The 23181-nt window shown below is 66.8% G+C and carries 20 protein-coding genes and 1 riboswitch; of the genes, 12 read left to right on the top strand and 8 right to left on the bottom strand.

Features of this window, described 5'->3' with window-relative positions:
* Positions 1-111: 111 nt before the first annotated feature.
* On the bottom strand, positions 112-3699 hold the full coding sequence (locus tag LL962_RS05685) for a hybrid sensor histidine kinase/response regulator (protein ID WP_228316249.1): 3588 nt from the start codon (positions 3697-3699) through the stop codon (positions 112-114).
* 96 nt (positions 3700-3795) lie between these two features.
* Here LL962_RS05685 and LL962_RS05680 point away from each other — a divergent pair, with 96 nt between their 5' ends.
* From LL962_RS05680 to LL962_RS20950, 4 genes are all read left to right on the top strand, one after another.
* On the top strand, positions 3796-4458 hold the full coding sequence (locus tag LL962_RS05680; protein WP_104586501.1) for a YceI family protein: 663 nt from the start codon (positions 3796-3798) through the stop codon (positions 4456-4458).
* On the top strand, positions 4455-5018 hold the full coding sequence (locus LL962_RS05675; protein ID WP_104586502.1) for a cytochrome b: 564 nt from the start codon (positions 4455-4457) through the stop codon (positions 5016-5018). The genes LL962_RS05680 and LL962_RS05675 overlap by 4 nt, the downstream gene beginning before the upstream one ends.
* A 9-nt stretch (positions 5019-5027) precedes the next feature.
* Positions 5028-5597, top strand: a complete 570-nt coding sequence (locus LL962_RS05670) for a YceI family protein (RefSeq protein ID WP_228316248.1) — start codon at positions 5028-5030, stop codon at positions 5595-5597.
* 132 nt (positions 5598-5729) lie between these two features.
* Positions 5730-6305: an excalibur calcium-binding domain-containing protein gene (locus tag LL962_RS20950; RefSeq protein ID WP_268983287.1), complete on the top strand. Its 576-nt coding sequence runs from the start codon at positions 5730-5732 to the stop codon at positions 6303-6305.
* 186 nt (positions 6306-6491) lie between these two features.
* On the opposite strand, the gene LL962_RS05655 is transcribed toward LL962_RS20950, so the two are convergent.
* Positions 6492-6734, bottom strand: a complete 243-nt coding sequence (locus LL962_RS05655) for a glutaredoxin family protein (RefSeq protein WP_104586505.1) — start codon at positions 6732-6734, stop codon at positions 6492-6494.
* Positions 6735-6819: 85 nt separating this feature from the next.
* Between LL962_RS05655 and LL962_RS05650 the strand changes: the two genes are divergently transcribed.
* On the top strand, positions 6820-8202 hold the full coding sequence (locus LL962_RS05650; protein WP_104586506.1) for an L-serine ammonia-lyase: 1383 nt from the start codon (positions 6820-6822) through the stop codon (positions 8200-8202).
* 339 nt (positions 8203-8541) lie between these two features.
* Positions 8542-9549 (top strand): alpha/beta fold hydrolase, encoded by a 1008-nt coding sequence (locus LL962_RS05645; RefSeq protein ID WP_228316247.1) that lies wholly within the window; start codon positions 8542-8544, stop codon positions 9547-9549.
* Positions 9550-9901: 352 nt separating this feature from the next.
* Here the strand turns inward: LL962_RS05645 and LL962_RS05640 are convergent, their stop codons facing one another.
* From LL962_RS05640 to metX, 3 genes are read right to left on the bottom strand one after another with little or no spacing between them, the layout of a single operon-like run.
* Positions 9902-10990: a homoserine dehydrogenase gene (locus LL962_RS05640; protein ID WP_228316246.1), complete on the bottom strand. Its 1089-nt coding sequence runs from the start codon at positions 10988-10990 to the stop codon at positions 9902-9904.
* The gene (locus LL962_RS05635) at positions 10987-12204 is read right to left on the bottom strand and encodes an O-succinylhomoserine (thiol)-lyase (protein WP_228316245.1); all 1218 of its coding nucleotides are present in this window, start codon (positions 12202-12204) and stop codon (positions 10987-10989) included. Before LL962_RS05635 ends, LL962_RS05640 begins: the two co-directional genes overlap by 4 nt.
* Positions 12201-13232: a homoserine O-succinyltransferase MetX gene (gene metX, locus LL962_RS05630; RefSeq protein ID WP_228316244.1), complete on the bottom strand. Its 1032-nt coding sequence runs from the start codon at positions 13230-13232 to the stop codon at positions 12201-12203. The genes LL962_RS05635 and metX overlap by 4 nt, the downstream gene beginning before the upstream one ends.
* A gap of 71 nt (positions 13233-13303) precedes the next feature.
* A riboswitch (SAM riboswitch) is annotated at positions 13304-13424 on the bottom strand.
* A 129-nt stretch (positions 13425-13553) separates the two neighbouring features.
* Between metX and LL962_RS05625 the strand changes: the two genes are divergently transcribed.
* From LL962_RS05625 to LL962_RS05610, 4 genes are all read left to right on the top strand, one after another.
* The gene (locus tag LL962_RS05625; RefSeq protein ID WP_434988014.1) at positions 13554-14462 is read left to right on the top strand and encodes a M23 family metallopeptidase; all 909 of its coding nucleotides are present in this window, start codon (positions 13554-13556) and stop codon (positions 14460-14462) included.
* A gap of 126 nt (positions 14463-14588) precedes the next feature.
* Positions 14589-16193 carry a peptide chain release factor 3 gene (locus tag LL962_RS05620; RefSeq protein WP_228316243.1) on the top strand — a complete coding sequence of 535 codons (1605 nt, stop codon included), beginning with the start codon at positions 14589-14591 and terminating at the stop codon, positions 16191-16193.
* Positions 16194-16268: 75 nt separating this feature from the next.
* Positions 16269-16913, top strand: a complete 645-nt coding sequence (gene trhA, locus LL962_RS05615; RefSeq protein WP_104586510.1) for a PAQR family membrane homeostasis protein TrhA — start codon at positions 16269-16271, stop codon at positions 16911-16913.
* A 52-nt stretch (positions 16914-16965) separates the two neighbouring features.
* The gene (locus LL962_RS05610) at positions 16966-18930 is read left to right on the top strand and encodes an AsmA family protein (protein ID WP_167395242.1); all 1965 of its coding nucleotides are present in this window, start codon (positions 16966-16968) and stop codon (positions 18928-18930) included.
* Between the two features lie 90 nt (positions 18931-19020).
* Here the strand turns inward: LL962_RS05610 and LL962_RS05605 are convergent, their stop codons facing one another.
* Genes LL962_RS05605 through mtgA form a run of 3 tightly spaced genes read right to left on the bottom strand, consistent with a single transcriptional unit; the run spans position 19021 to position 21192 of the window.
* Positions 19021-19449, bottom strand: a complete 429-nt coding sequence (locus LL962_RS05605) for a CBS domain-containing protein (protein WP_104586511.1) — start codon at positions 19447-19449, stop codon at positions 19021-19023.
* Complete coding sequence (locus LL962_RS05600; RefSeq protein ID WP_228316242.1) at positions 19409-20452, bottom strand: glycosyltransferase family 2 protein; 1044 nt, start codon at positions 20450-20452, stop codon at positions 19409-19411. Before LL962_RS05600 ends, LL962_RS05605 begins: the two co-directional genes overlap by 41 nt.
* A 2-nt stretch (positions 20453-20454) precedes the next feature.
* Positions 20455-21192 carry a monofunctional biosynthetic peptidoglycan transglycosylase gene (gene mtgA / locus LL962_RS05595; protein WP_228316241.1) on the bottom strand — a complete coding sequence of 246 codons (738 nt, stop codon included), beginning with the start codon at positions 21190-21192 and terminating at the stop codon, positions 20455-20457.
* Between the two features lie 76 nt (positions 21193-21268).
* Between mtgA and hslO the strand changes: the two genes are divergently transcribed.
* Both hslO and LL962_RS05585 read left to right on the top strand, forming a co-directional pair.
* Complete coding sequence (hslO, locus tag LL962_RS05590) at positions 21269-22159, top strand: Hsp33 family molecular chaperone HslO (RefSeq protein WP_228316240.1); 891 nt, start codon at positions 21269-21271, stop codon at positions 22157-22159.
* A 152-nt stretch (positions 22160-22311) separates the two neighbouring features.
* On the top strand, positions 22312-23148 hold the full coding sequence (locus LL962_RS05585; protein ID WP_228316354.1) for an XOO1806 family protein: 837 nt from the start codon (positions 22312-22314) through the stop codon (positions 23146-23148).
* Positions 23149-23181 lie beyond the last annotated feature (33 nt).

Genomic DNA, 23181 nt, shown 5'->3' with positions numbered 1-23181 from the left:
GCATGCTGGCAACACGCCCGAGCACCGTGCGCATCGCCGCAGGCGAGCCAGCGCTGCCATGCGCAAAGGGGGGTGACACAGCAGCCGGGCACCGGCGACTGCGCGCAGCGGCTAAGCATTGCCGGCCGGTGGGTCCATCGGGTGTTCGCCCGCTGCGTCGGCGGCATCGGCGAGCGCCTGCGCCAGGGCCTGCGCCAGCAGATCGCCGGTCACCGGCTTGCGCAGGAAGCCGTTGCAGCCGGCGGCCATCGCCTGCGGCTGGGCGTCGGCATCGGCGCGTGCGGTCACCGCCACGATCGGGAAGCGCACGCCACGTGCGCGCAGCTGCGCGACCAGGGCTGCACCATCGATGCCGGGCAGATCCAGATCGCACAGGCCGGCGTCGAAGCTGCGCGTGCTGACCTCGGCCAGCGCCGCGAGCCCATGTAGCACATGGGTCACGGTGTGTCCGCGCACCTGCAGCAGGCCGATCATCACCTGCGCGACGGTAGGGTCGTCTTCGACCAGCAGCAATTGCAGTGGGGTCTGATCCTGCGGCGCGATCGCCCGTGCCGCATCCGGCATGCCCTCGGGCAGCGTCGTCACCCACCGCAACGGCAGTTCGACGACAAAGCAGGCGCCCTGGCCCAACTCGCTGCTGACATTCACCGCACCGCCCATGGCCGCCGCCAGTTCGCGGCAGATCGCCAGGCCCAGCCCGCTGCCGCCATGCCGTGCCAGTGTCAGCGCGCCTTCGGCCTGCTCGAAACGCTGGAACAGGCGCGTGCGCTGTTCGGCACTCATGCCGGGGCCCGTATCGCACACCTCCATCCGGATGCCCTGTCCAGGTGCATGCGGCAATGACGAGACCCGCAGACGCACGCTGCCACGCTCGGTGAACTTGACCGCATTGAACAACAGGTTGAGCAGGATCTGTTGCACCCGGTTGACATCGCCATGCAAGGCCGGCGGCAACGCGTCGTCGAGCTCGCAGTCGAAGCGCAGTTGTTTCTGTTCGGCGCTCGGGCGCACCAGATCCACCACCTGCCGGATCGACTGACGCAGATCGAAATCGCGGTGATCCAGCGGCAGCTTGCCCGCTTCGATCCGGGCCAGATCCAGCGCGTCGTTGACCAGTCGCAGCAGATGCTTGCCCGCAGACTGGATCGCACCGGCATAGCCCTGCTGACGGGGATCCAGCTGCGTTTGCAGCAGGAGCTCGCTCATGCCCAGAACCCCGGTCATCGGCGTACGCACCTCATGTCCCAGCGTCGCCAGGAACCGCGTCTTGGCCAACGAGGCCTGTTCGGCCAGCTCACGCTTGTGCTGGGCCAACTGCCATTGCGCGCGCAGGCGGACCCGGCGCCGGTAGGCCGCGGCGAACAGTGCGGCCAGCAACAACCCGGACAGGCAGATCAGCGCGATGCCGACCTCGCTTCGCCACCACGATGGCCTGACCGAAAACTGCAGCGTACGCACCCGCGAACGGTTGCCCAGCGGATCCACGCCCTGCAAGGCGAGTTCGTAGTGCCCTGGGGGCAGACCGGCGAACTCGCGCATCCCTGCGTTGCCGGAGGTCTGCCAGTCCGTGTCGAAGCCCTTGAGGAAACTGCGGTAGCGGTTGGACACCGGGTCGGTGTACGACAGCAACCGACTGACGACCTGCAACTGCCGGTCCCCGGGACCCAGCTGAAACGGACGATCCATCGGCAAGGCGATACGCGCGCCATTGCGCAGCACACTGACCTGTTCCAGCTGCAATGCCGGGGTGACCGGAGCGGGGTCGGCCATCGCAGTATCCAGCAGCACGCTGGCGCCATCGCTGGTCGCTCCGATCAGCGTATCGCCAGCCATCAGCAGACACCGCGAGATGAACTCCTGGCTGGTCAATCCATCGCGCGTGCCGATGTTGCGCAGGCGCGCCGGCGTCACGGTTGGATCGATCCGCCATAGCCCGCGTAAACTGGAGATCCAGACCCGGCCGCGCGGATCGATCTGCATGGCAGAGGCATCGAATCCGGTCAAGCCATCGGCCGCGCCAAGGGCGAGCACCCGCTTCCAGCGCCCCGCCGCCTGTGTCCATTGCTCTGCGCCGCTGGCGCGGTACACCCACAGCGTCTGCGGCGTGCGGCTGGCAAATGCCTGCACCGTTGCGCCTTCTAGGCCAGCCACCGGCACGAAACCTTGCGATGCCGCATCCCAGGCGAAGATGCCGCCCTCGGCTGCCGCCCAGAGGCGTCCATCGGGTCCATGCGCCAGCTGATGCACGCCGATCTCCGGCAGCCCATGCAGGTCCTGCGGGGTGATTCGCTGCAACACCCGACCGCTGCGCAGGTCGCGTTGCTGCACCATGTCGATGAACGCCATCCAGACGGTATCGCCGTCCTCCACGATCCACTCCGCCGGCGACAGCGACGATGCCGGATCCGGGCCATCGGATGGCCAGTGGATGAAGTCGCCGGTGCGCAGGTCCATCCGCGACAGGCCAAAGCTGAGATTGCCCAGCCAGACGCGCTGCAGGCGATCCTCCAATGCCGAGACCAGTTCCATTCCCTTGAGATGCCGCGACTGCAGTCCGGTCTGGACCTTTTCGCCGGTGGACGGATCCACCCGCAGCAGACGCCCTTCCGTATCTGCCTGCCACAGCCCCCCGGAGCGGGTCGCCGGAGCCAGATTACAGTAGATGGCATGACCCGCCGGCACCGCCGGCTTGAGGACTGCGGTGCGTTTCCAGTCCGCCGGCAGATAGCCAAGGCCGGTGCCGTGCAGCGGCACCCAGAGGCCGCCATCGGCCGCGCTGAGCAGACCGACCACGTTGCGGCGCGACAATGCGCCTTCGCCATTCAGCACTGGCACCGGCGGACGCTCGCCGCGCGTACGCCACAAACCGCGCCCGCTACCCACCCAGAACTCTCCATCGCCGGCGGCCACCACACCCCAGACTTCGTTGCCTGGACCGAACATGCCTGCCCAGGGCAGCGCCTGCCATCGTTCGCCAGGCCCTCTGACATGCACGCCCGAATCGCTACCCAACCAGAGGCGATCGCCCGCCCACTGCAGACCGAAGATCGATGCCTGCGGATTCTCCTCGCCCGGAACGTACTCGCGGCGCAGCCGCGCTCCATCGTAGTAGGCGAGTCCCTTGCTGGTACCGATCCATAGGCGGTGCCGCGCATCGACCGCCAGATTCATCACGATGGCCTGATCGAGTTCGCCGTCGACCGTCCCCAGATCGAGCGAGGACATGCCGCCATCGGCATCGACCCGCACCAGCGCACCGGTCGTTGTCCCTGCCCAGATCGCGCCATCGAACGTGGCGATACTGAAGATCTCCCCGTCCTTCAACAGCGGGTATGCGGCGGCGCTGTAATGACGGAAGTGGGCACGACTGCTGTCCATCACGCTCAGCGTCTTGCCGCATCCGATCCAGATCCGGTCCTGCGCATCGATGTGGAGCGCCTGGATCGCATTGCACGGCAGCGAGCCCGGATCCGCTGGATCATGACGCCAGCTCCTGAAGCCGGCGCCGTCGTAGCGCGCCAGCCCGTCCAGCGTACCGAGCCACAGATAGCCGGCGCGATCCTGATGGATGGCCACCACCATGGTCGATGGGAGACCATCGCTGGGACCGATGATGCGGAAACGTGGCACTTCCGGGATCTTGGCCACGCACGGCAACACGCCCAGCAGCAAGGCAACGATGACGATGAGCACACGCATGTGGGAATCCCTTCCACGTCCAGCCGGCATGCTCGCAACGGATCGTTGCGAGCGCAAGTCGAGCGCGCGCTGGCGGGATGTGTCTAGAATCCGCCCATGACGTCCCTCGCCCGCCTGTTGCTCCTTCCAGCCCTGGCCCTCACCAGCCTGGCCGCCAGCGCCGCACCGGCGCGTTATGCGCTGGACCCGGTGCATACCCGGGTGCTGTTCGCGGTCGAACATGCGGGCTTTTCCAAGGCGTTGGGCACGGTATCCGGCAGCACCGGCAGCCTGGTCTTCGACCCGGACGACTGGGCGTCGGCGCGGCTGGATGTCACCGTGCCGCTGCATCGGGCCGACCTGGGCGATGCGAAGTGGAACCAGGCCACCCTGGCACGCAACCTACTCGACGCCGAGCGTTTTCCCGACGCACATTTCGTCTCCACGCGCGTGGAAGCCAGCGGCCAGAACCATGCCAGGGTCACCGGCAATCTCACTCTGCATGGCGTCACCCGTCCGGTCACCCTGGAGGTGACCCTCAACGCGCTCAAGCGCCATCCGCTGCCGCCGTTCAGGCGCACCGCCGGGTTCTCCGCCACCGCCACGCTGAGCCGGGCCGAGTTCGGCATCGATGCGTGGAAATCGATGATCGGCGACACCGTGGAGCTGCGCATCGAAGCAGAAGCCGTGCGCGAGGGGCGCGCGGACGACGAAGCGCCCGAACCGCCATCTGAACCCGCCACACCCGACACCACTGAACACCGGGAATCCGGCACATGAGCCTGAAGAATACCGACCGTTGGGGCGGCGTCAGCCAGACCCTGCACTGGCTGATCGCGCTGTTGATCCTGGTACTGGGCATCGTCGGCCTGACCATGGGCGAGTTGCCCAGGACACCGAAATACTTCTGGGTCTACACCGCGCACAAGTCGCTCGGGCTGACCGTGCTGGCGCTGGTGATCCTGCGCCTGGGCTGGCGGTTGTATGCGGGCGCACCCCCGCCGGTGGTGGGGACGCCGCGCTGGCAGGAGCGCATTGCCGGGCTCACCCACTGGCTGCTGTACGCCATGATCTTCGCCATGCCGCTGTCGGGCTGGCTGTACGACTCCACCAGCGGCCTGCGGCCGTTCCGCTGGTTCGGCCTGTTCGATGTGCCCAAGCTCAGCCCGCCGGACGAACACCTGCGCGCCATCGCGCACTTCGTCCACGAATGGGGCTTCTGGCTGCTGATCGCCGTGGTGCTGGCGCATGCCGGCGCCGCGTTCTACCACCACCTGTTCCAGCGTGACGCCACCCTGGCGCGGATGTTGCCGCGCGGCTGGCTTTCTTCCAGACCCTAAGGATTTCCCATGTCGTCCAAGCTGTTCGCCTCTCCCATGCTGGTCGCTGCATCGTTGGTGACCACCTTCGCAGCCGCCCCGGTGCTGGCCGCCGATTACGTCCAGGCCCCCGGCTCGACGCTGGTGTTCGCCAGCAAGTACGACGGGGAAGTGTTCACCGGCAAGTTCCCCGGCTTCGACACCACGCTGAATTTCGATCCGGCCAACCTGGCCGGCGCCAAGCTCGACGTGCGCATTCCGCTGGCAAGCGCGGTCAGCGGCAACAGCGACCGCGATTCCACCCTGCAGGGCCCGGACTTCTTCAACGTCGCCAAGTTCGCCACCGCGCGCTACCGCGCCGACAAGTTCCGCGCACTGGGCGGCAACCAGTATGCCGCCGACGGCACCCTGGAACTGCGCGGTGTCAGCAAGCCGGTCACCCTGACCTTCACCTGGACGCCCGGCGCGCAGCCGGTGCTGACGGGCAAGGCGGTGGTGAAGCGGCTGGACTTCGGCGTAGGCGGCGGCGACTGGGCCGATACCAAGACCATCCCCAACGAAACCGCGATCAGCACCAAGGTCGTGTTGAAGGCGAAGTAGCGCCACAGGCCGCACGGGATGCGGCCACTGAGCGGCGGACTACCTCGTCGGGTCCGCCGCTTTTTTGTGCCTGAAACACCAGATGATACCGATAGACAGTTAGACTCGGCGATCCCATCAAGGACGTGAACGATGCGCACACACGGAACGTTGACCCGTTGGAACAGCGATCGAGGCTTCGGCTTCATCACTCCGGCGCGCCCCGGAGACGATGTCTTCGTGCATATCTCCGCATTCGGGAGCGGCGCGCAGGCGCCGCGTATCGGCGAGCTGATCGCGTTCGAGACCGAAGCCGGCCCGGACATGCGCCCGCGCGCGGTGCGCATCACCCGCGCCGGTGCACAGGCCGGCAAGGGCGAACCTTCCCGCCGCCGCCACGCACCGCGTGCGGCGAACAGCGGAAGTTTCCAGCTCGGGCTCGGCAAGGTGGTGCTGCTGATGCTGCTGACCGGTGGCGCGGCGTTCGCCTACCTGCAGCGCGATGCACTGAGCGAGGCGATAGCGCCCACCGCCGTGGCAGAACCGGCGCCAGCACGCTCGCCAGCCACGCCCGCAGCCGCCCCCGCGCCGGCCGGTTGCGACGGTCGTACCCAGTGTTCACAGATGCGTTCCTGTGACGATGCCACCTACGTGCTGCAGCACTGCCCCAATACCCGGATGGATGGCGACGGCGACGGCGTGCCCTGCGAGCAGCAGTGGTGCCACTGAACCGAGGTCGGCCCTCGACATGGGCCTGGCGGTTCGAGCGTTGCCCTCCGGATGCCGTGGATCGCCAGCGCAGCAAGACGGATCCGATGTCGCGCACGGTGAATACCCGGCAAAGCGAAGTCCACCGGTCATCCATCGCCATCACCCACGCAGGCCAACGGAGGCGACTGCAAGCGATCTCAGCACTCATCCGCCCTGGTCGCGGCCTTGCTCCAGCCATGCGCGCAGCAGGGGGCCATCGAATGGCCACGCCAGCTCGCGTCCCTGCGCGTCCCGCAGCACCGGCACCCGTGCCCCATAAACGGCCTCGAGGGCGGCGTCTTCGTCGATGAAGATGCTTAGGAAGTCGCCGGCACGCGCCTGCGCCAGCACTTCGATGGCCTGATCGCACAGGTGGCAGTCGTCGCGCTGGTACAGGGTCAGGGCCATGCAGGGGTCTCATGCTGCGCTGCAGCCGTGCCGCAAGCGCCGAACGTCTAGAATAGCCGCCTTTACGCTAACCTCTCCGGCACGCATGGCTGTCAGCACGTTCGACCTGTTCAAGATCGGTATCGGTCCCAGTTCCTCCCACACCGTGGGGCCGATGCGTGCCGCCGAGCGCTTCGTGCACCGCTGGCTGCTCGACGCGGGCCGCCTGCAGGACGTGGTGCGCATCCGCGCCGAAGTGTTCGGCTCGCTGGCGCTGACCGGTCGCGGCCACGGCACCGACAAGGCGGTGCTGCTCGGGCTGGAAGGCCACCGTCCCAACCTGATCGACCCGGACATCATTCCGGCCACGCTGGAACGCATCCGCACGAGCAAGCGTATCAATCTGATGGGCGAGCACGCCATCGGCTTCGACGAAAAACGCGATCTGCCGATGAACAAGCGGCAGAAGCTGCCGTACCACACCAACGGCATGCGTTTCACCGCCTACGACGCCGAAGACGCGGTGATCGCTACGCGCGATTACTACTCGGTCGGCGGCGGCTTCGTGGTCAACCAGGACGATGCCGCCGACGACCGCATCGTGGCCGACGAAACCCCGCTGCCGTATCCGTTCCTCAGCGGCGACGAGCTGCTGGCGCAATGCGCACGCAGCGGCCTGAGCATTGCCGCACTGATGTTCGAAAACGAAAAGAGCTGGCGCAGCGAAGACGAGATCCGCGCCGGCCTGCGCGAGCTGTGGAATGCGATGCAGTCCTGCGTGACGCGTGGCATCCGCGAGGAAGGCACCCTGCCCGGTGGCCTGAGTGTCTCGCGGCGCGCCCCGGCGCTGTACCGCGAACTCTCGTCCAAGCCGGAAGCGGCCATGCGCGACCCGCTGACCACGCTGGATTGGGTCAACCTCTACGCGCTGGCAGTCAACGAAGAAAATGCCGCCGGCGGCCGCGTGGTCACCGCCCCCACCAACGGCGCGGCCGGCATCATTCCGGCGGTACTGCATTACTTCGATCGTTTCTGCGCAGGCGCGTCCGAGCAGCGCATCTTCGACTTCCTGCTCACCGCTGCGGCCATCGGCATCCTGTACAAGGAAAACGCCTCGATCTCCGGCGCCGAAGTCGGCTGCCAGGGAGAAGTGGGCGTGGCCTGCTCGATGGCCGCCGGCGGCCTGGTCGCTGCGCTCGGCGGCAATCCGGGCCAGATCGAGAACGCCGCGGAAATCGGCATGGAGCACAACCTCGGCCTGACCTGCGATCCGATCGGCGGCTTGGTGCAGATCCCGTGCATCGAACGCAATGCGATGGGCGCGGTGAAAGCCATCAACGCCAGCCGCATGGCCATGCGCGGCGACGGCAAGCACAAGGTCTCGCTCGACAAGGTCATCAAGACCATGCGCGACACTGGCCGCGACATGCAGGACAAGTACAAGGAAACCAGCCGCGGCGGCCTGGCGGTGAACGTCATCGAGTGCTGAGCCAACAGCACACGACGGCTGGCTGCACGTCCTTCTCTCACGAGCGGCAGAAGCCGCACAAAGCGCAGTAAGCGAATGCAAGTACGGTTGATCGCTCTGCCCTTCTCCCGCACGCGGGAGAAGGTGCGCGAAGCGCGGATGAGCGAACGCACCAAGCGCCGGTAAGCGCTCTGCCCTTCTCCCGCACGCGGGAGAAGGTGCGCGAAGCGCGGATGAGGGCGCGTGCATCGCAACCTCCCCTGGCAACGCATTCGCCAATACCACACCAGCGCCCGCCAAACGCCGCCAGCTGTACGTCCCCACCACATCCTCCGCTGTACTGTCGGACGCTGGATTCGGATGGAGATCGCGATGCGACAACTCGCTTGCACCCTTACCCTGGCCATGGCCTGCAGTCCAGTGATGGCGCAGGAAGCAAGTTATGGCCCACGCCTGGAGGGCTTCGACTACCCCCACCCGGTCAAGACCTACGCCTTCACCTCGCAACAGCAGCCACTGGAAATGGCCTACCTGGACGTTGCACCCAGCGGCGCGCCCAACGGGCGCACCGCGGTGCTGTTGCATGGCAAGAATTTCTGCGCCGCCACCTGGGAAGACAGCATCGCCGCGCTGAGCAAGGCCGGCTACCGCGTCATCGCGCCGGACCAGATCGGCTTCTGCAAATCCAGCAAGCCGGCCGCCTATCAGTTCTCCTTCGCACAACTGGCCGACAACACGCATGCGCTGTTGAAGAAGCTCGGCATCGAGCGTGCGGTGGTGGTCGGCCATTCGATGGGCGGCATGCTGGCGATCCGTTATGCGCTGATGTACCCGCACGCCACCGAACATCTGGCGCTGGTCGACCCCATCGGCCTGGAAGACTGGAAGGCCGAAGGCATCCCGTGGCGTAGCGTGGATGCCTGGTACGCGAACGAGCTGAAAGCCAGCTTCGAACGGATCAAGAAGTACCAGATGGAGGTGTACTACGCCGGCCAGTGGACACCAAAGTTCGAGCGGTGGGCGCGCATGCAGGCCGGCATGTCGCTGGGCAACGGCAAACAGGCAGTGGCGTGGAACCAGGCATTGACCTACGACATGGTGTTCAACCAGCCGGTGGTGTACGAGCTGCCCAAGCTTGCGGTACCGACTACGTTGTTCATCGGCCTCAAGGACCGCACCGCGATCGGCAAGGACACCGCCCCGCCCGAGGTCAAGGCGCGCGTCGGCGATTACACCAAGCTGGGCAAACGCGCAGCGGCCGCGATTCCGAATGCGACGCTGATCGAGTTCGCCGACCTGGGCCATTCGCCGCAGGTGCAGGACCCGGCGCGTTTCAACGCTGCGCTGTTGAAAGCGATTGCGCGATAGTCGTGTCGGCACGCGGGAATGGCAAGCTCGGTTGCCGCTCCCAGCTGCACCGCGGTCGGCCGATACCGGGCGACCGCGGGCGCCGCCCTGCGGGGGGCCACCGCCCCATGGGAAATGACACATGGTGTCGGCACGACACAGCGCGCACCACCGTCGGCGCGGATCCACGCCAGAAGACCATCGTCGGTCAGGCTTTGGTTCCGGCCCACCGCCATCTCGCGCCCCCTCCTGGATCCAATTCCCGGCCGCCCGGAACACGCAATCGACGTTCCAGCCAGCGTCGGTAGCCGCCGCGCAGAGGGCGCACACGCCAGGTGGACGCAAACACGATGGAGCCGGCTCCGTGGCGTGATCAACCGGCCACGATCCGCAGCACGTCGTCCAGCAAGGCAGCTGCCGTCACTTCCGCACCTGCACCCGGCCCCTGGATCAGCAAGGGCTGCTCGCGGTACCGGTCGCTGCTGATAGCGACCCGGTTGTCGGTTCCCGCGCCGCCCGCCAGCGGATGCTCCAGCGCCAGCTCGCGCAGCCCCACGCTTGCACCGTGCGCATCCACGCGCCCAACGAAGCGCAGGCAACGCCCTGCGGCCCGGGCCTGCTGCCAACGCGCATTCAGCGGGGTATCGAGCTCGCCCAGCCGTGCATCCAGCTCCGCCAACGACGCACCGACGATGCTGGCCGGCACCAGCGATTCCACATGCACCTGTTCGGCCTCCAGTTGCCAACCCGCCGCGCGCGCCAGGATCAGCAGCTTGCGCCGCACGTCCTCACCGGACAGATCGATACGCGGATCCGGCTCCGTGTAACCCGCCGCCACCGCCTCGCGCACGCAATCCGAAAAGGCGCCATTGCCGTCATAACGATGGAACAGCCACGCCAACGATCCGGACAGCACGCCTTCGATCGAATGAATATGGTCGCCGCCGGCCACCAGCGCGCGCACGCTGCTCAGCACCGGCAGCCCGGCGCCCACCGTGGCACTGTCGCCGTAGTGCGCGCCATGGGCATGCCGAGCGGCATGCAGCGCCTGTGCGCGCGACAGCGCGGTGCCCTGCCCGAGCTTATTGGCGGTGACCACGTGCACACCGCGGCTCAGCCATTCCACATGCCACTGCGCAACCACATCGCTGGCGGTGGCGTCCACCAGCACATCGCCGGCGCGCAACGCCACGGTCTCCGCCCAGGGCTGCAGGCCGGCCTGACCACGCGGCGCGGCGTTGGCCTGCTGCAAGGCCTGTTCGGCGCCCACGCCGCAATCGTGGGCGATACGCGAATTGGCCAACCAATCGAACCGGGGCAGCCGCAGCTGCCGCTGCTGCAGGGCCGAATATCGGGCGACGAAGGCGCGGCCCACGGTGCCGGTGCCCAGCAAGGCGAGTCGCGGCGTGGGCGTCACCGCCGCCTTCGCTGCACGCGGCGATACGGGAAGGACGCTGCTCATGCGTCGACCTGTTTGCGGGCTGCACCGGCCAGGGTGGCCTCTGCACGCGCCAGACCGGCCTGCAGGTCGGCCAGCAGGTCTTGGCTGGATTCGATACCGATCGACAGGCGCAGCAACCCATCGGAAATCCCGGCCGCCGCGCGCGCTTCGGCGGTCATCGCCGCATGCGTCATCGAGGCCGGATGCGCGATCAGACTCTCCACGCCGCCCAGCGACTCGGCCAGGGTGAAATAGCGCAGGCCATCGACGAACGCACGCACCGCTGCCTCGCCGCCGTTCAGCTCGAAGCTCATCATCGCCCCGAATCCCTTCTGCTGACGCGCTGCCAGCGCGTGGCCCGGATGCGTTGCCAGCCCCGGGAAATACACCTGGTTGACCGCCGCATGCCCATCCAGCAGGGCGGCAATCGCGTCGGCGTTCTCCTGATGCACGCGCAGGCGCGCATCCAGGGTGCGCAATCCGCGCAAGGTGAGGAAGGCATCGAACGGCGAACCGGTCAGGCCCAGCGCGTTGGCCCACCACACCAACTGCTGATGCAGCTCCGCATCGCGCGCCACCACCGCACCGCCCACCACATCGCTGTGGCCATTGATGTATTTGGTGGTTGAGTGCAGGACCAGATCGGCACCGAAGTCCAGCGGCTTCTGCAGCGCTGGCGACAGGAAGGTGTTGTCCACCACGGTCAACGCGCCAACCTTCTTTGCGGCTTCGATGACGAAGCGCAGGTCGGTGATGCGCAGCAGCGGGTTGGACGGGGTTTCGATCAGCACCAGCTTGGGCGACTGCGCCAAGGCATCGGCCAGCGAACGCGGGTCGGTGAGATCGGCGGTGATCAGCGCGAAGTGGCCCTTCTTGGCCAAGGCGTTGAACAGCCGCCAGCTGCCGCCGTAGGCATCGTGCGGCACCACCAGCGTATCGCCGGGCTGCAGCACCGCATTGAGCACCAGGTTGATCGCGCCCATGCCGGTGGCGGTGATCACCCCGCCCGCACCGCCTTCCAGCTCGGCCAGCGCCTCGCCCAGCAGGTCGCGGGTAGGATTGCCGCTGCGGGTGTAGTCGTACTGGCGCTTGTTGCCGAACCCGTCGAATGAGAAGTTCGACGACAGCACGATCGGCGGGGTCACCGCGCCATAGGCGGTGTCGCGATCGATCCCGGCGCGCACGGCGGCGGTGGCGGCAGTACAGGGGGCGTCGGCGGGGTCACGAAAGCTCATGCGGTTTCTCCGGTGATGCGAAGGGCAGTGGTCAGGATCGCGTCGATGCGATCGATTTCTTTCAAGAAGGCGTCATGGCCGTAGGGCGAGCGCAGCACGCGAAGGCTGCCGCGCGGCCCCAGGCCTTCGACCAGGCCGACCATGTCGGCCAGCGGCACCAGGCGATCGCCTTCCACCGCGACCACCACGGTCGGCACGCGTACCTGCGCCGGATCGATGCGGTGCAGGTCGATGGACTCGGACAGGCGCAGATAGGCCATGACCGGGGTGCGCGCCACATATTGCGCGCCGGCGGCATCGAGATAATCTTCGGCCGCCACGCGCACGCGGCCATTGATCACTTCCGGCGGCGCGTCGAAGCGCTCGCTGAATTCTTCCGGCGTGCGGTAGCTGAGCATGGCGAACTGGCGCGCCAGCGACAGGCCATGGCTTTCGGCGCATTGCAGCTGGCCCAGCGCCACCGCGCGGCGCTGCAGGGCGCGCCACGCCGCCGCGTACGGATGGGCGCGATGTGCGCCACTGACGGCGACCAGCGTGCCGACGCGAGCGGCATGCCGGATCGCGAACTGCAGCCCGACCAAGGCGCCGTACGAATAGCCGACAAAGCCGTGCAGACGCGCGATGCCCAACGCATCCAGCAAGGTGGCGATCGCATCGGCCTGGTCGGCCGTATCGATCGGCGCATCCAGCGTGCCATCGGCACCCAGGAAGTCGAACGCCAGCAGACGCCGCGAGGCAGGATCCAGCGCGCGATCGGCACCAACCAGGCCATCCACCCAGCCCTTTTCGGGATACATCTCGCCGGCCGCCAGGTGCCGATGCGCGGAGATGCCTCCGGCCACGAACACCACCGGCGCGTTGGCCGCGCCAACCAGTTCGTAGCGCAGCCGCAACTCGCGCAGCCCGGCATGTCGCATCGGCAGCGACACCACCAGTTCTCCGCGCACGGCAGCAGGCCCGGCAGTTTCGGCAGCGGGGGTTACAACGTCATCTGGAGTGGTTGGCGATGCTGTGGTCACGAGGCTCATGGCGATATCCGGGGTGGATCGGCCATCGAGCTTCGCGGGAGCTCGCGTTCGACGTGCGCAAGGCACGATTCGAACCATCTTTCGGCGGACGCGGTGGTCCCCGCAGGATTTGGCACCAAACGCGGGCGCTTGCGCGCTCCGCTGGCTGCCCCGGCATCAAAGGGCCTGTCCCTCCGCCGGTCTCGATGGTGAGGCTACGATGCCACCGCATTTTTACGATGTCAATCGCTTCATGCGGATGGAAAGATATATTTTCATCCGATACCACCCTGGCCACCGCGCCCCCGCATACTTGCCGCCCCTGCCCCGCCTGAGCCCGACGTGCCACACCGTGTCCTCCGCCGCGCCATCCTTGCAGGCGCCGGCCTGTCGATCCTGGCGTCCATCGGCACGCTGGCGGCCCAGCAGCGCTGGCATTGGCCGACACCGACACCGGGCGTCCCGGTACAGGCGCCGGGCATGCCGCGCGGTCCGGACACGGCGATGTCTCCGCCCGCTCCCACGTTGCTGGTGGAATGGCAGTCGCCGACCTATCTGGTCTGGGCCACCAATCCGCTGGCCGGGCCGGCGCAATTCCGCCTGAGCGCGCCAGCCAGCGACGACTACCGCGTGGTACCGCAGCTGCCCGTGGTCGCCCAATTGGCCGCGCACGAGCGTCGCCTGCTGGCCAGGCTCTACCCCACCAGCGGGCATCGGCCTGCGGCCGGACTCGGTCTGCAACTGGCGCTGGTACCCGGCGATGCCGAGGCGCAGCTGCAGCAGGCGCACTACCAGCTGCCCTTCCGTGATGCGCCGGTGCGGGTCGCCCAGGGCTATGGAGGGCCGTTCAGCCACCACGACGAACTCAATTGGTACGCGGTGGACTTTGCGCTGCCGCGCGCCACCCCGGTGCTTGCCGCGCGTGCGGGCACGGTGATGGATGTGCAGCAGGGCTTCGACGAGGATGGCCCGCATGGCCCCGAGGCCGGCGGCGGCAACCTCGTCAGGATCCTGCACGACGACGGCAGCATGGCCATCTACGCCCACCTGGCGCCGGATGGGATCGCTGTCCGCAGCGGCCAGCGCGTGGACCCGGGCGCCCGCATCGGCAGTTCCGGCAACACCGGGTTCTCCCGCGCGCCGCATCTGCATTTCTCGGTGCAGCGCAATGTGGGAATGCGCCTGATCTCGCTACCCTTTCGCATGTCCGGGCCGGGGGGCGAGCTGCAGTTCCCGTCGCCGGCGCCTTGACCGCCGGGCGTTGCGGCTACCCATCCGGGGACCGGTCCGGCACCCAGACCCGGGCGCACCGATCGATGCCGCTATAATCGTCGGCTTCCTCAGTTTCCGCAGGCGTCCGACCGGGCGCGCTCCCTCATGTCCGAAGTCTCCAACGAAGCCGCGCGCCGCCGCACCTTCGCCATCATTTCCCACCCCGACGCCGGCAAGACCACGCTGACCGAAAAGCTGCTGCTGTTCGGCGGTGCGATCCAGATGGCCGGCTCGGTCAAGGGGCGCAAGGCCGCCCGCCACGCCACCTCGGACTGGATGGCGCTGGAAAAGGAGCGCGGCATTTCAGTGACCTCGTCGGTGATGCAGTTCCCCTACGAAGGCAAGATCGTCAACCTGCTCGACACGCCCGGCCACGCCGATTTCGGCGAGGACACCTACCGGGTGCTCACCGCGGTGGACTCGGCACTGATGGTGATCGACGTCGCCAAGGGCGTGGAAGAACGCACCATCAAACTGATGGAAGTCTGCCGCCTGCGCGACACCCCGATCATGACCTTCATCAACAAGCTCGATCGCGAGGGCAAGAACCCGATCGAGCTGCTGGACGAAGTGGAAACCGTGCTGGGCATCCAGTGCGCCCCGGTCACCTGGCCGATCGGCATGGGCCAGCGCCTCAAGGGCGTGGTGCATCTGATCAGCGGCGAAGTGCATCTGTACGAACAGGGCCGCAATTTCACCCGTCAGGATTCGACCATCTTCCCGTCCCTGGATGCGCCCGGCCTGGTCGCCAAGATCGGCGAGCAGATGCTGGCCGAGCTGCGCGACGAGCTGGAACTGGTGCAAGGCGCCAGCAATCCGTTCGACCTGGAGGCGTACCGCGCCGGCCAGCAGACGCCGGTGTTCTTCGGTTCGGGCGTCAACAACTTCGGCGTGCAACCGCTGCTGGACTTTTTCGTCGAACACGCACCGCCGCCGCAGCCGCGCGACACCACCGGCCGCCGTGTCGAAGCCACCGAGCCCAGACTCAGCGGCTTCGTCTTCAAGATCCAGGCCAACATGGACCCGCAGCACCGCGACCGCGTCGCGTTCATGCGCGTGTGTTCGGGCAAGTTCACCGCCGGCATGAAGGCGCTGCATGTGCGCAGCGGCAAGGACGTCAAGCTGGCCAATGCGCTGACCTTCATGGCCTCCGACCGCGAGATCGCCGCCGAAGCGTGGCCGGGCGACGTGATCGGCATCCACAACCACGGCACCATCTCCATCGGCGATACGTTCACCGAAGGCGAGTCGCTGTCGTTCACCGGCATCCCCAACTTCGCGCCGGAACTGTTCCGACGCGCGCGTCTGCGCGATCCGCTCAAGCTCAAGCAACTGCAAAAAGGACTGGCGCAGCTGTCCGAGGAAGGCGCCACGCAGTTCTTCCGCCCCTTGATGAGCAACGATCTGATCCTGGGTGCGGTCGGTGTGCTGCAATTCGACGTGGTCGCCTACCGGCTCAAGGACGAATATGGTGTGGATGCGATCTTCGAGCCGGTGAGCGTGACCACCGCGCGCTGGGTGCATTGCGATAACGCCAGGAAACTGGAGGAATTCCGCGAGAAGAACGCCGGCAATCTGGGCATCGACGCGGCTGGCGAGCTGGTCTACCTGGCACCGACACGGGTCAATCTGCAACTGGCCCAGGAACGCGCCCCGGATGTGCGCTTCTCGGCCACACGCGAACATGCGCACGCAAAGGCCGTCGATTGAGCCGCGCTTGAACCACAACAAGCGTACGCTACCGCCGGCGATGCGAATTGCTCGCAGTTGCGTTACCTTTTTGGCATGAATGCAGACGCTTCCCCTTCCACCGACCTGCGCGACGAAATCGCCAGTGCCGTGACCCATGGCCTGGGCGCCATTGCCGCCCTGGCCGGTGGTTCGGTATTGATCACCCTGGCCGCCATCTACGGCGATGGCTGGCAACTGGCGACCGCCATCGTGTTCAGCGCCACGCTGGTGTTGCTCTACGTCGCGTCCACGCTGTTCCATGCGATTCCGCATCCGGGCGCCAAGGCACGCTTGCAGGTGCTGGATCATTGCGCGATCTATTTGTTGATCGCCGGCACCTATACGCCGTTCACCCTGATCAACCTGCGTGGCCCCTGGGGCTGGGGTCTGTTCGCGGCCATCTGGACGATCGCTGCGGCGGGGGTGATCTTCAAGCTGTTCTTCACCGGTCGTTTCCGCCTGCTGTCGACCGCCCTTTACCTGGCCATGGGCTGGCTGATCATCGTGGCGATCGAGCCCCTGTTGCGCTCCGTCGATACCTGGTCGTTGTGCTGGCTGCTGGCAGGCGGGCTCTTCTATACGCTGGGTACGTACTTCTACCAACGCGATACGCAACGCTACTTCCATGCCATCTGGCACCTGTTCGTGCTCGCTGGCAGCGCCTGCCATTTCGTGGCGGTGATCGCGCAGGTGATGTAGCGCGCAAGGCCTCGGGCATGTTTCGCGCAGCGTGCACGAGCGATCGCCAACCATGGCGCACGTGAACACTGCGACCCGTACCACTTCCACTCGATCTTCCCGCCGGGTACGCCGGCGGCGCTGGCTGATCGGCTTGGGTATCGCTGCCGCGATCGTGGCAATCGTGCTGATCCTGTTCGACTGGAACTGGTTCCGCGGCCCGGTCGAGCGCGCGGTCAGCGCCAAGACCGGCCGGGAGTTCCGACTCGGCCATCTGGACGTGGATCTGGGACGCGTCACCACCGTGCGAGGAGAGCGGCTGCGACTGGGCAACGCCTCCTGGTCCAAACGGGGCGCGATGGCCGAGCTCGATTCCGCCGAGATCGATATCGAGTTCTGGCCACTGCTACGCGGCACGGTGCGGCTGCCGGAGATTCGTCTCGACCACCCAAGCGTGCTGCTGGAGGCCGGCAACGACAGCCACCCCGGCAATTGGGTGTTCGATGGCAACAGCGGCGATGGAAGCATGCCGCGCCTGGGGCGCCTGCTGGTCAGTGCGGGCCGGTTGCGCTACATCGACGAGGCCGGCCGATCGGATATCGACGTGGCGATCAACAGCCTGGCACCGCCACGCAGCGATCAGCGTGCGGCACCGATCGGCATCGAAGGAAAAGGCCGCTGGAAGGGTTACCCCTTCACGCTGAAAGGCGATACCGCATCGCCCCTGGAACTGAGCCAGAGCGAGCACCCCTTCCGTATCGATCTGCGCGGTCGCGCAGGTGCTACCCGCACGCATGTGCGCGGCACGCTGACCAACCCGTTCCAGTTCCGCGTCTTCGATCTGCAGATGGCGCTCAGCGGCCAGGACATGCAGGATTTGTATCCACTCACCGGCGTCGCCATCCCGTCCACCCCGCCGTACACGCTCGACGGTCGCCTGCGGCGTGATGGCGATGTGTGGCGCTACGAAAGGTTCGCCGGCACCGCCGGCGACAGCGACCTGTCCGGTACCGCCGAGATCGACCTGCGCAACAAGCGCCCTTACCTCCGCGCGGACCTGGCCTCCAGACGCCTGGATTTCGACGACCTGGCCGGCTTCGTCGGCGCCCCACCCAAGACCGGCGGCGACGAATCGGCCAATGCCGATCAGAAGCAGCAGGCCGCACGCCTTGCCGCCAGCGCGCGTCTCCTGCCTGCCACGCCGTACGACCTGTCCAAGCTGCGCGCGATGGATGCCCAGGTGCGCTGGCGGGCGCAGCGCATCAACGCACCGTCCTGGCCGCTGGATGACATGGATGCCTCGCTGAAGCTGGAAGATGGCCTGCTGCAGCTGGATCCGCTCAACTTCGGCGTGGCCGGTGGCGACATCCGCTCCACCATCCGCATGGATGCGCGCAACGCGGTCATCGCCACACACCTGAAAGCCGGTATCCGCGGCATCCGGCTGGATCGTCTGTTTCCCGATGCAACGCTCGCCAAGCAGGCGTCGGGCGCAATCGGCGGCGAGCTGGACCTGCGCGGGCGTGGCAACTCGGTCGCGGCGATGCTCGGTAGTGCCGACGGCTCGGTCGGCGTCGGCATGGGCCGCGGCCATGTCGGCAACCTGATCATGGAGCTGGCAGGCCTGGACATCGCCGAATCGCTGAAGTATCTGATCACCAAGGATCGGCAGATCCCGGTGCGCTGCATCTTCGGTGATTTCGGCGTGCAGGACGGGGTGATGCAATCACGCGCCCTGGCGTTCGACAGCACCGACACCATCATCGTCGGCGAAGGAAACATCAGTCTCAAGAACGAGACGCTCGATCTGCTGCTGCGCCCGCGCCCGAAGGACCGCAGCATCCTGAGCCTGCGCTCGCCGCTGCGCATCGCAGGAACCTTCAAGGACCCAAGCTTCCGCCCCGACTTCAAGGCGTTGGGCGTGCGCGGTGCCATTGCGGTCGCATTGGGAAGCATCGCGCCCCCGGCCGCCCTGCTGGCCACCTTCGAACCCGGCCCCGGCAAGGACAGCGATTGCGGCGGCAAGTATGCGCAGTGAACATGCTCGGCTCACCGATCGAGCCAAGGGTGCTGCGAATGCGAACGCCGACCACATCCGGTATGCGTTTGCGGTCTTCAGCGGAATGCCTCAGCTGGCGATGTAGCGCTGCAGCTGATCGATGTCGCGTTGCTGCTCCTCGATCACCGCCTTGACCAGGTCGCCGATCGAGATCACGCCCAACACGCGGCCGTCTTCGACCACAGGCAGATGACGGAACCGGCCTGCGGTCATCAGCTGCATGCAGCGCTCAACCGTCTCCGATGGCAGCACCGTCACCACATCCGAACTCATGATCTCCGCCACGCTGGTATTGGACGAGGAACGCTCGCGCAGGACCACCTTGCGCGCGTAGTCGCGCTCGGACACGATGCCGACCAGCGTCGGCCCGTCCATGACCAAGACCGCACCGATGCTCTTTGCGGCCATCAGCCGGATCGCTTCGATCACCGCAGCGTCGGACGCCACCGCGAATATCTCACCCTTCTTGGTTCCCAACAGCTGTCGTACGGTCTGCATGATCCGCTCCGCGCTCGGTCTGGTGTTGGCAGCCTACTCCCACCACGCCGCGCTGGGTATCGACCAGGTATAACGGACGCTGCTTCGCTTCGTCGTACAGCCTGCCCAGGTATTCGCCGATCAGCCCCAACGCGATCAACTGGATACCGCCCAGGAACAGGATCACCGACATCATCGTTGGCCAGCCGGCCACCGGATCGCCGACCAAGGCCGCCTTGACCACCACCCAGGCACCGAACGCGAAGGCCACCGCAGCAGCCATCAGGCCCAGATACGTCGCCGCGCGCAGCGGCACCGTGGAAAAACTGGTGATGCCCTCCAACGCGAAGTTCCACAGACGCCACACGGTGAACTTGCTGCGCCCGGACAGCCGTGGCGCGCGCCGATAGGGCAGCGCGACCTGTCGGTATCCCACCCAGCCGAACAAGCCCTTCATGAAACGGTGGCGCTCGCGCAGCTGCTGCAAGGCCTGCACCACCCGCGGCGACAGCAGACGGAAATCGCCGGTATCGGCCGGGATCGGGGTGCGTGAGAGGCGCCGGATCACCCGATAGAAGGCATGCGCGGCGCTGCGCTTGAGCCAGCCCTCGCCCTCGCGAAAGACGCGCGTGCCGAAGATGTTGTCGTAGCCGGCCCGCCATAGCGCGACGAATTCCGGAATCAGTTCCGGCGGGTCCTGCCCGTCGGCATCGAGCAGCACCACCGCGCCAGGCGCGACATGGTCCAGGCCCGCAGACACCGCGACTTCCTTGCCGAAGTTGCGCGACAAACGCAGCGCACCCACCCGCGCATCGGCCTGCGCCAATGCCTGCAGCACGCCCCAGGTGCCATCGGTGCTGCCGTCGTCGACGTACAGCACATACGCGTTCAGATCGGTCAGTTCCTCAAGCACTGCGCACAGGCGCGGATGCAGCAGCGGAATGCTGGTTTCCTCGTTATAGGCCGCGATCACCACCGTCAGCCGCTCGGAAGCGGTTGGCGCCGCCTGTTCGATCCGTTGCATGCTCACTTCACCTGCAGGTAGGCAGGGCCGCCCAACTGCCGCGCCTGTCGCTGGATCCACGCGGTACGCCGCTGCACATAACCTCCCGGGCGTCGCGCGTCGTAGCGCCGCGGAGACGGCAGCACCGCCGCCAGGCGCGCCGACTCGGTCGCCGACAGCCCGGCCGCGTCCTTGCCCCAGAACTGCCGGGCGGCGGCCTGCGCGCCATACACGCCATCGCCGAACTCGGCCACGTTGAGATACATCTCCAAAATGCGCTGTTTGGGCCACAGCAGCTCGATCAGTACGGTGTACCAGGCCTCCAGACCTTTACGCACCCAACTGCGGCCCTGCCACAGGAACATGTTCTTGGCGACCTGCTGGCTGATCGTACTCGCCCCGCGCACACGCCCACCGCGCGCATTGTGATCGCGCGCCTTCTCGATGGCCTGCAGATCGAAGCCATGATGCAGCGGGAACTGCTGATCTTCCGCCGCCACCACCGAGATCGGCAGGCTGGCGGCGATCCTGTCGTAGTCGCGCCACTGCTGGTGCAGGGAAAAGCGCCAGTCGCCCTCGCCCCACGCTTCCAGATAGCGCCCGACCATCATGCTGCTGATCGGCGGATCGACCACCCGCAGCACCAGCACCTGCAGCACGCTCGCGGCCGCGAACAGCAGCGGTGCCGCCACGATCCAGCGCAGCCAGCGTCTACGCCGCGGCGGCGCGGCCTGCTTGCCATCCCATGCATCCGTCCCCATTGTGCGTTACGACCTTTCATCACCGATGCCTTGCCGCATTATCCGGCAACCAGCGTCCCTTACGTCCGATGTCTCCATGACCGATCACGACCAGCTCTCCCGCTTCCTGCTGCCTGCCGCCGGTGTGCGCGGCGTCCACGTACGCCTGACCCAGGCCTGGCACGACATCCAGGGCACGGCCGAGTATCCGCCGGCGGCCCGCCAGTTGCTCGGCGAAGCGGCCGTCGCTGCGGCCCTGTTCACAGGTCATACCAAGGTCGACGGGCGCCTGTCGGTGCAACTGCGCGGTAACGACACGCTGCGGACCTTGTTCGCCGAGTGCACTGCCTCCGGCACCTTGCGCGGCATCGTGCAACTGGCCGACGGCGCCGACGCGCCCACCGATCTGCGCGAACTGGGCGAGGCCGCCCTGCTGGCGATCACCATCGAAAATCCCGGCCTGGACCCGCGCGAACCGCAGCGCTACCAAAGCCTGGTCGGCATGCAGGCGCCGGACCTGGCCGAAGCCTTCGAGACCTACTTCCAGCAATCCGAACAGCTACCCACCCGCCTGCTGCTGGCGGCCGGCCCGGATCAGGCCGCCGGTCTGTTGCTGCAGAAGCTTCCAGGCGACGAGGGCGATACCGACGGCTGGACGCGCATCGGCGCCCTGTTCGACACGCTGGGTGCGCCGGAGTTGCTCTCGATCGCCGGCGAAGACCTGCTGCATCGCCTGTTCCACGAAGAGGACACCCAACTGCTGGGCAGCAAGCCGCTGCGTTTCGGCTGCTCCTGCTCTCGCGAACGGGTCGCCTCGATGCTGCAGTCGCTGGGCGAGCAGGAAGCCCGCGCCGCAGCCGAAGAACGCGGGCAGGTGGAAGTACGCTGCGAATTCTGCGGCCGCGAGTATCACTTTCCGTTGACCGAGCTGGCCGTACTTTTCGAGTCAGCGCAACCGTCCCAGCAGGCGCCAGATCGGTTGCAATAGATAGCATTGCGCGAGCGTTCGGGGGAACGTGACTACTTGTTAAATAATCATAAACCCCCTAGCATCCCGCTTGCCCGCTTCCGGGAACTTAACAACTGCCCCTGGGTCTGACCTCCCGTATGCGACACCTCCTGCGCCTTCCGCTCGCCCTGCTGGTTGCCCTCGCGGCAACGGCGGGCGTGCATGCGCAGTCGGCACCGCAGCAGGTGCGCGAAAGCACGATCCTGCCGGTGTGGAACAAGGGCAGCGGCAAGGTGGAGGCGTTCCTGTACCTGGAACCCACCGGCGAGCAGAAGGCGGGGGCACGCTGGCATTTCGGTCGTAACTCGCTGGACGCCGCATTCGGCCTGACCTCCGGCGATTCGCTGGGCCTGCTGTGCAACAGCAGCCGCGGCACCAATATCAGCGGACTGGCCAGCCATTGCCTGCTCGCCGGTATCGGTGACGACGAGGAAGACAGCACCGCCGCATCGCGACGTGTGTCCGGCACGCTGGGCTTCAACCGCGGCAATGGCCGCGTCGGCGTCACTGCCGGTAGCGGCCGCGACACGCTTCCCGCATGGCTGATGGGCGCCGGCAAGGCGCCACTGACGCGTGTCGAGCAGAACGACCTGACCGTCTTCGGCCAGAAGAACATCGGCCGCGAGGGTTTCGTCTCGATCGGCGGCACCTACGCCCGCGCACGCCTGGTGCCACTGGCCGATGTCTCTCCGGCAATCGCCGACCAGTGGGACAGCAAGACGCTCAGCGTCGGCGGCGGCTATGGCGCCTTCAGCGCCAATGTCATCGGCCGGGTGGTCGATGTTCCCGGTCAACCCGAAAAATGGGAGGGCCTGGGCCTGGGCCTGACCTGGCGGACCCCCTGGAGCGGGCAGCTGACGGTCGGCGCCGAGAATGTCATCTCCCGCGGCAAGAATCCTTTCGCGCCCAACAACGAAAGCAATAGCGACGGCACGATTCCGTACGTTCGGTACGAGCAAGATCTGTAAGCGGGTTTGCCCAACAAAGCTTCTAGACCAACG

This window comes from Xanthomonas sp. NCPPB 1067 (assembly GCF_020783795.1).
Lineage (GTDB): Bacteria > Pseudomonadota > Gammaproteobacteria > Xanthomonadales > Xanthomonadaceae > Xanthomonas > Xanthomonas melonis.
Note: the sequence above shows the minus strand (reverse complement) of the source record. Positions and strands in the feature narration are given on the sequence as shown.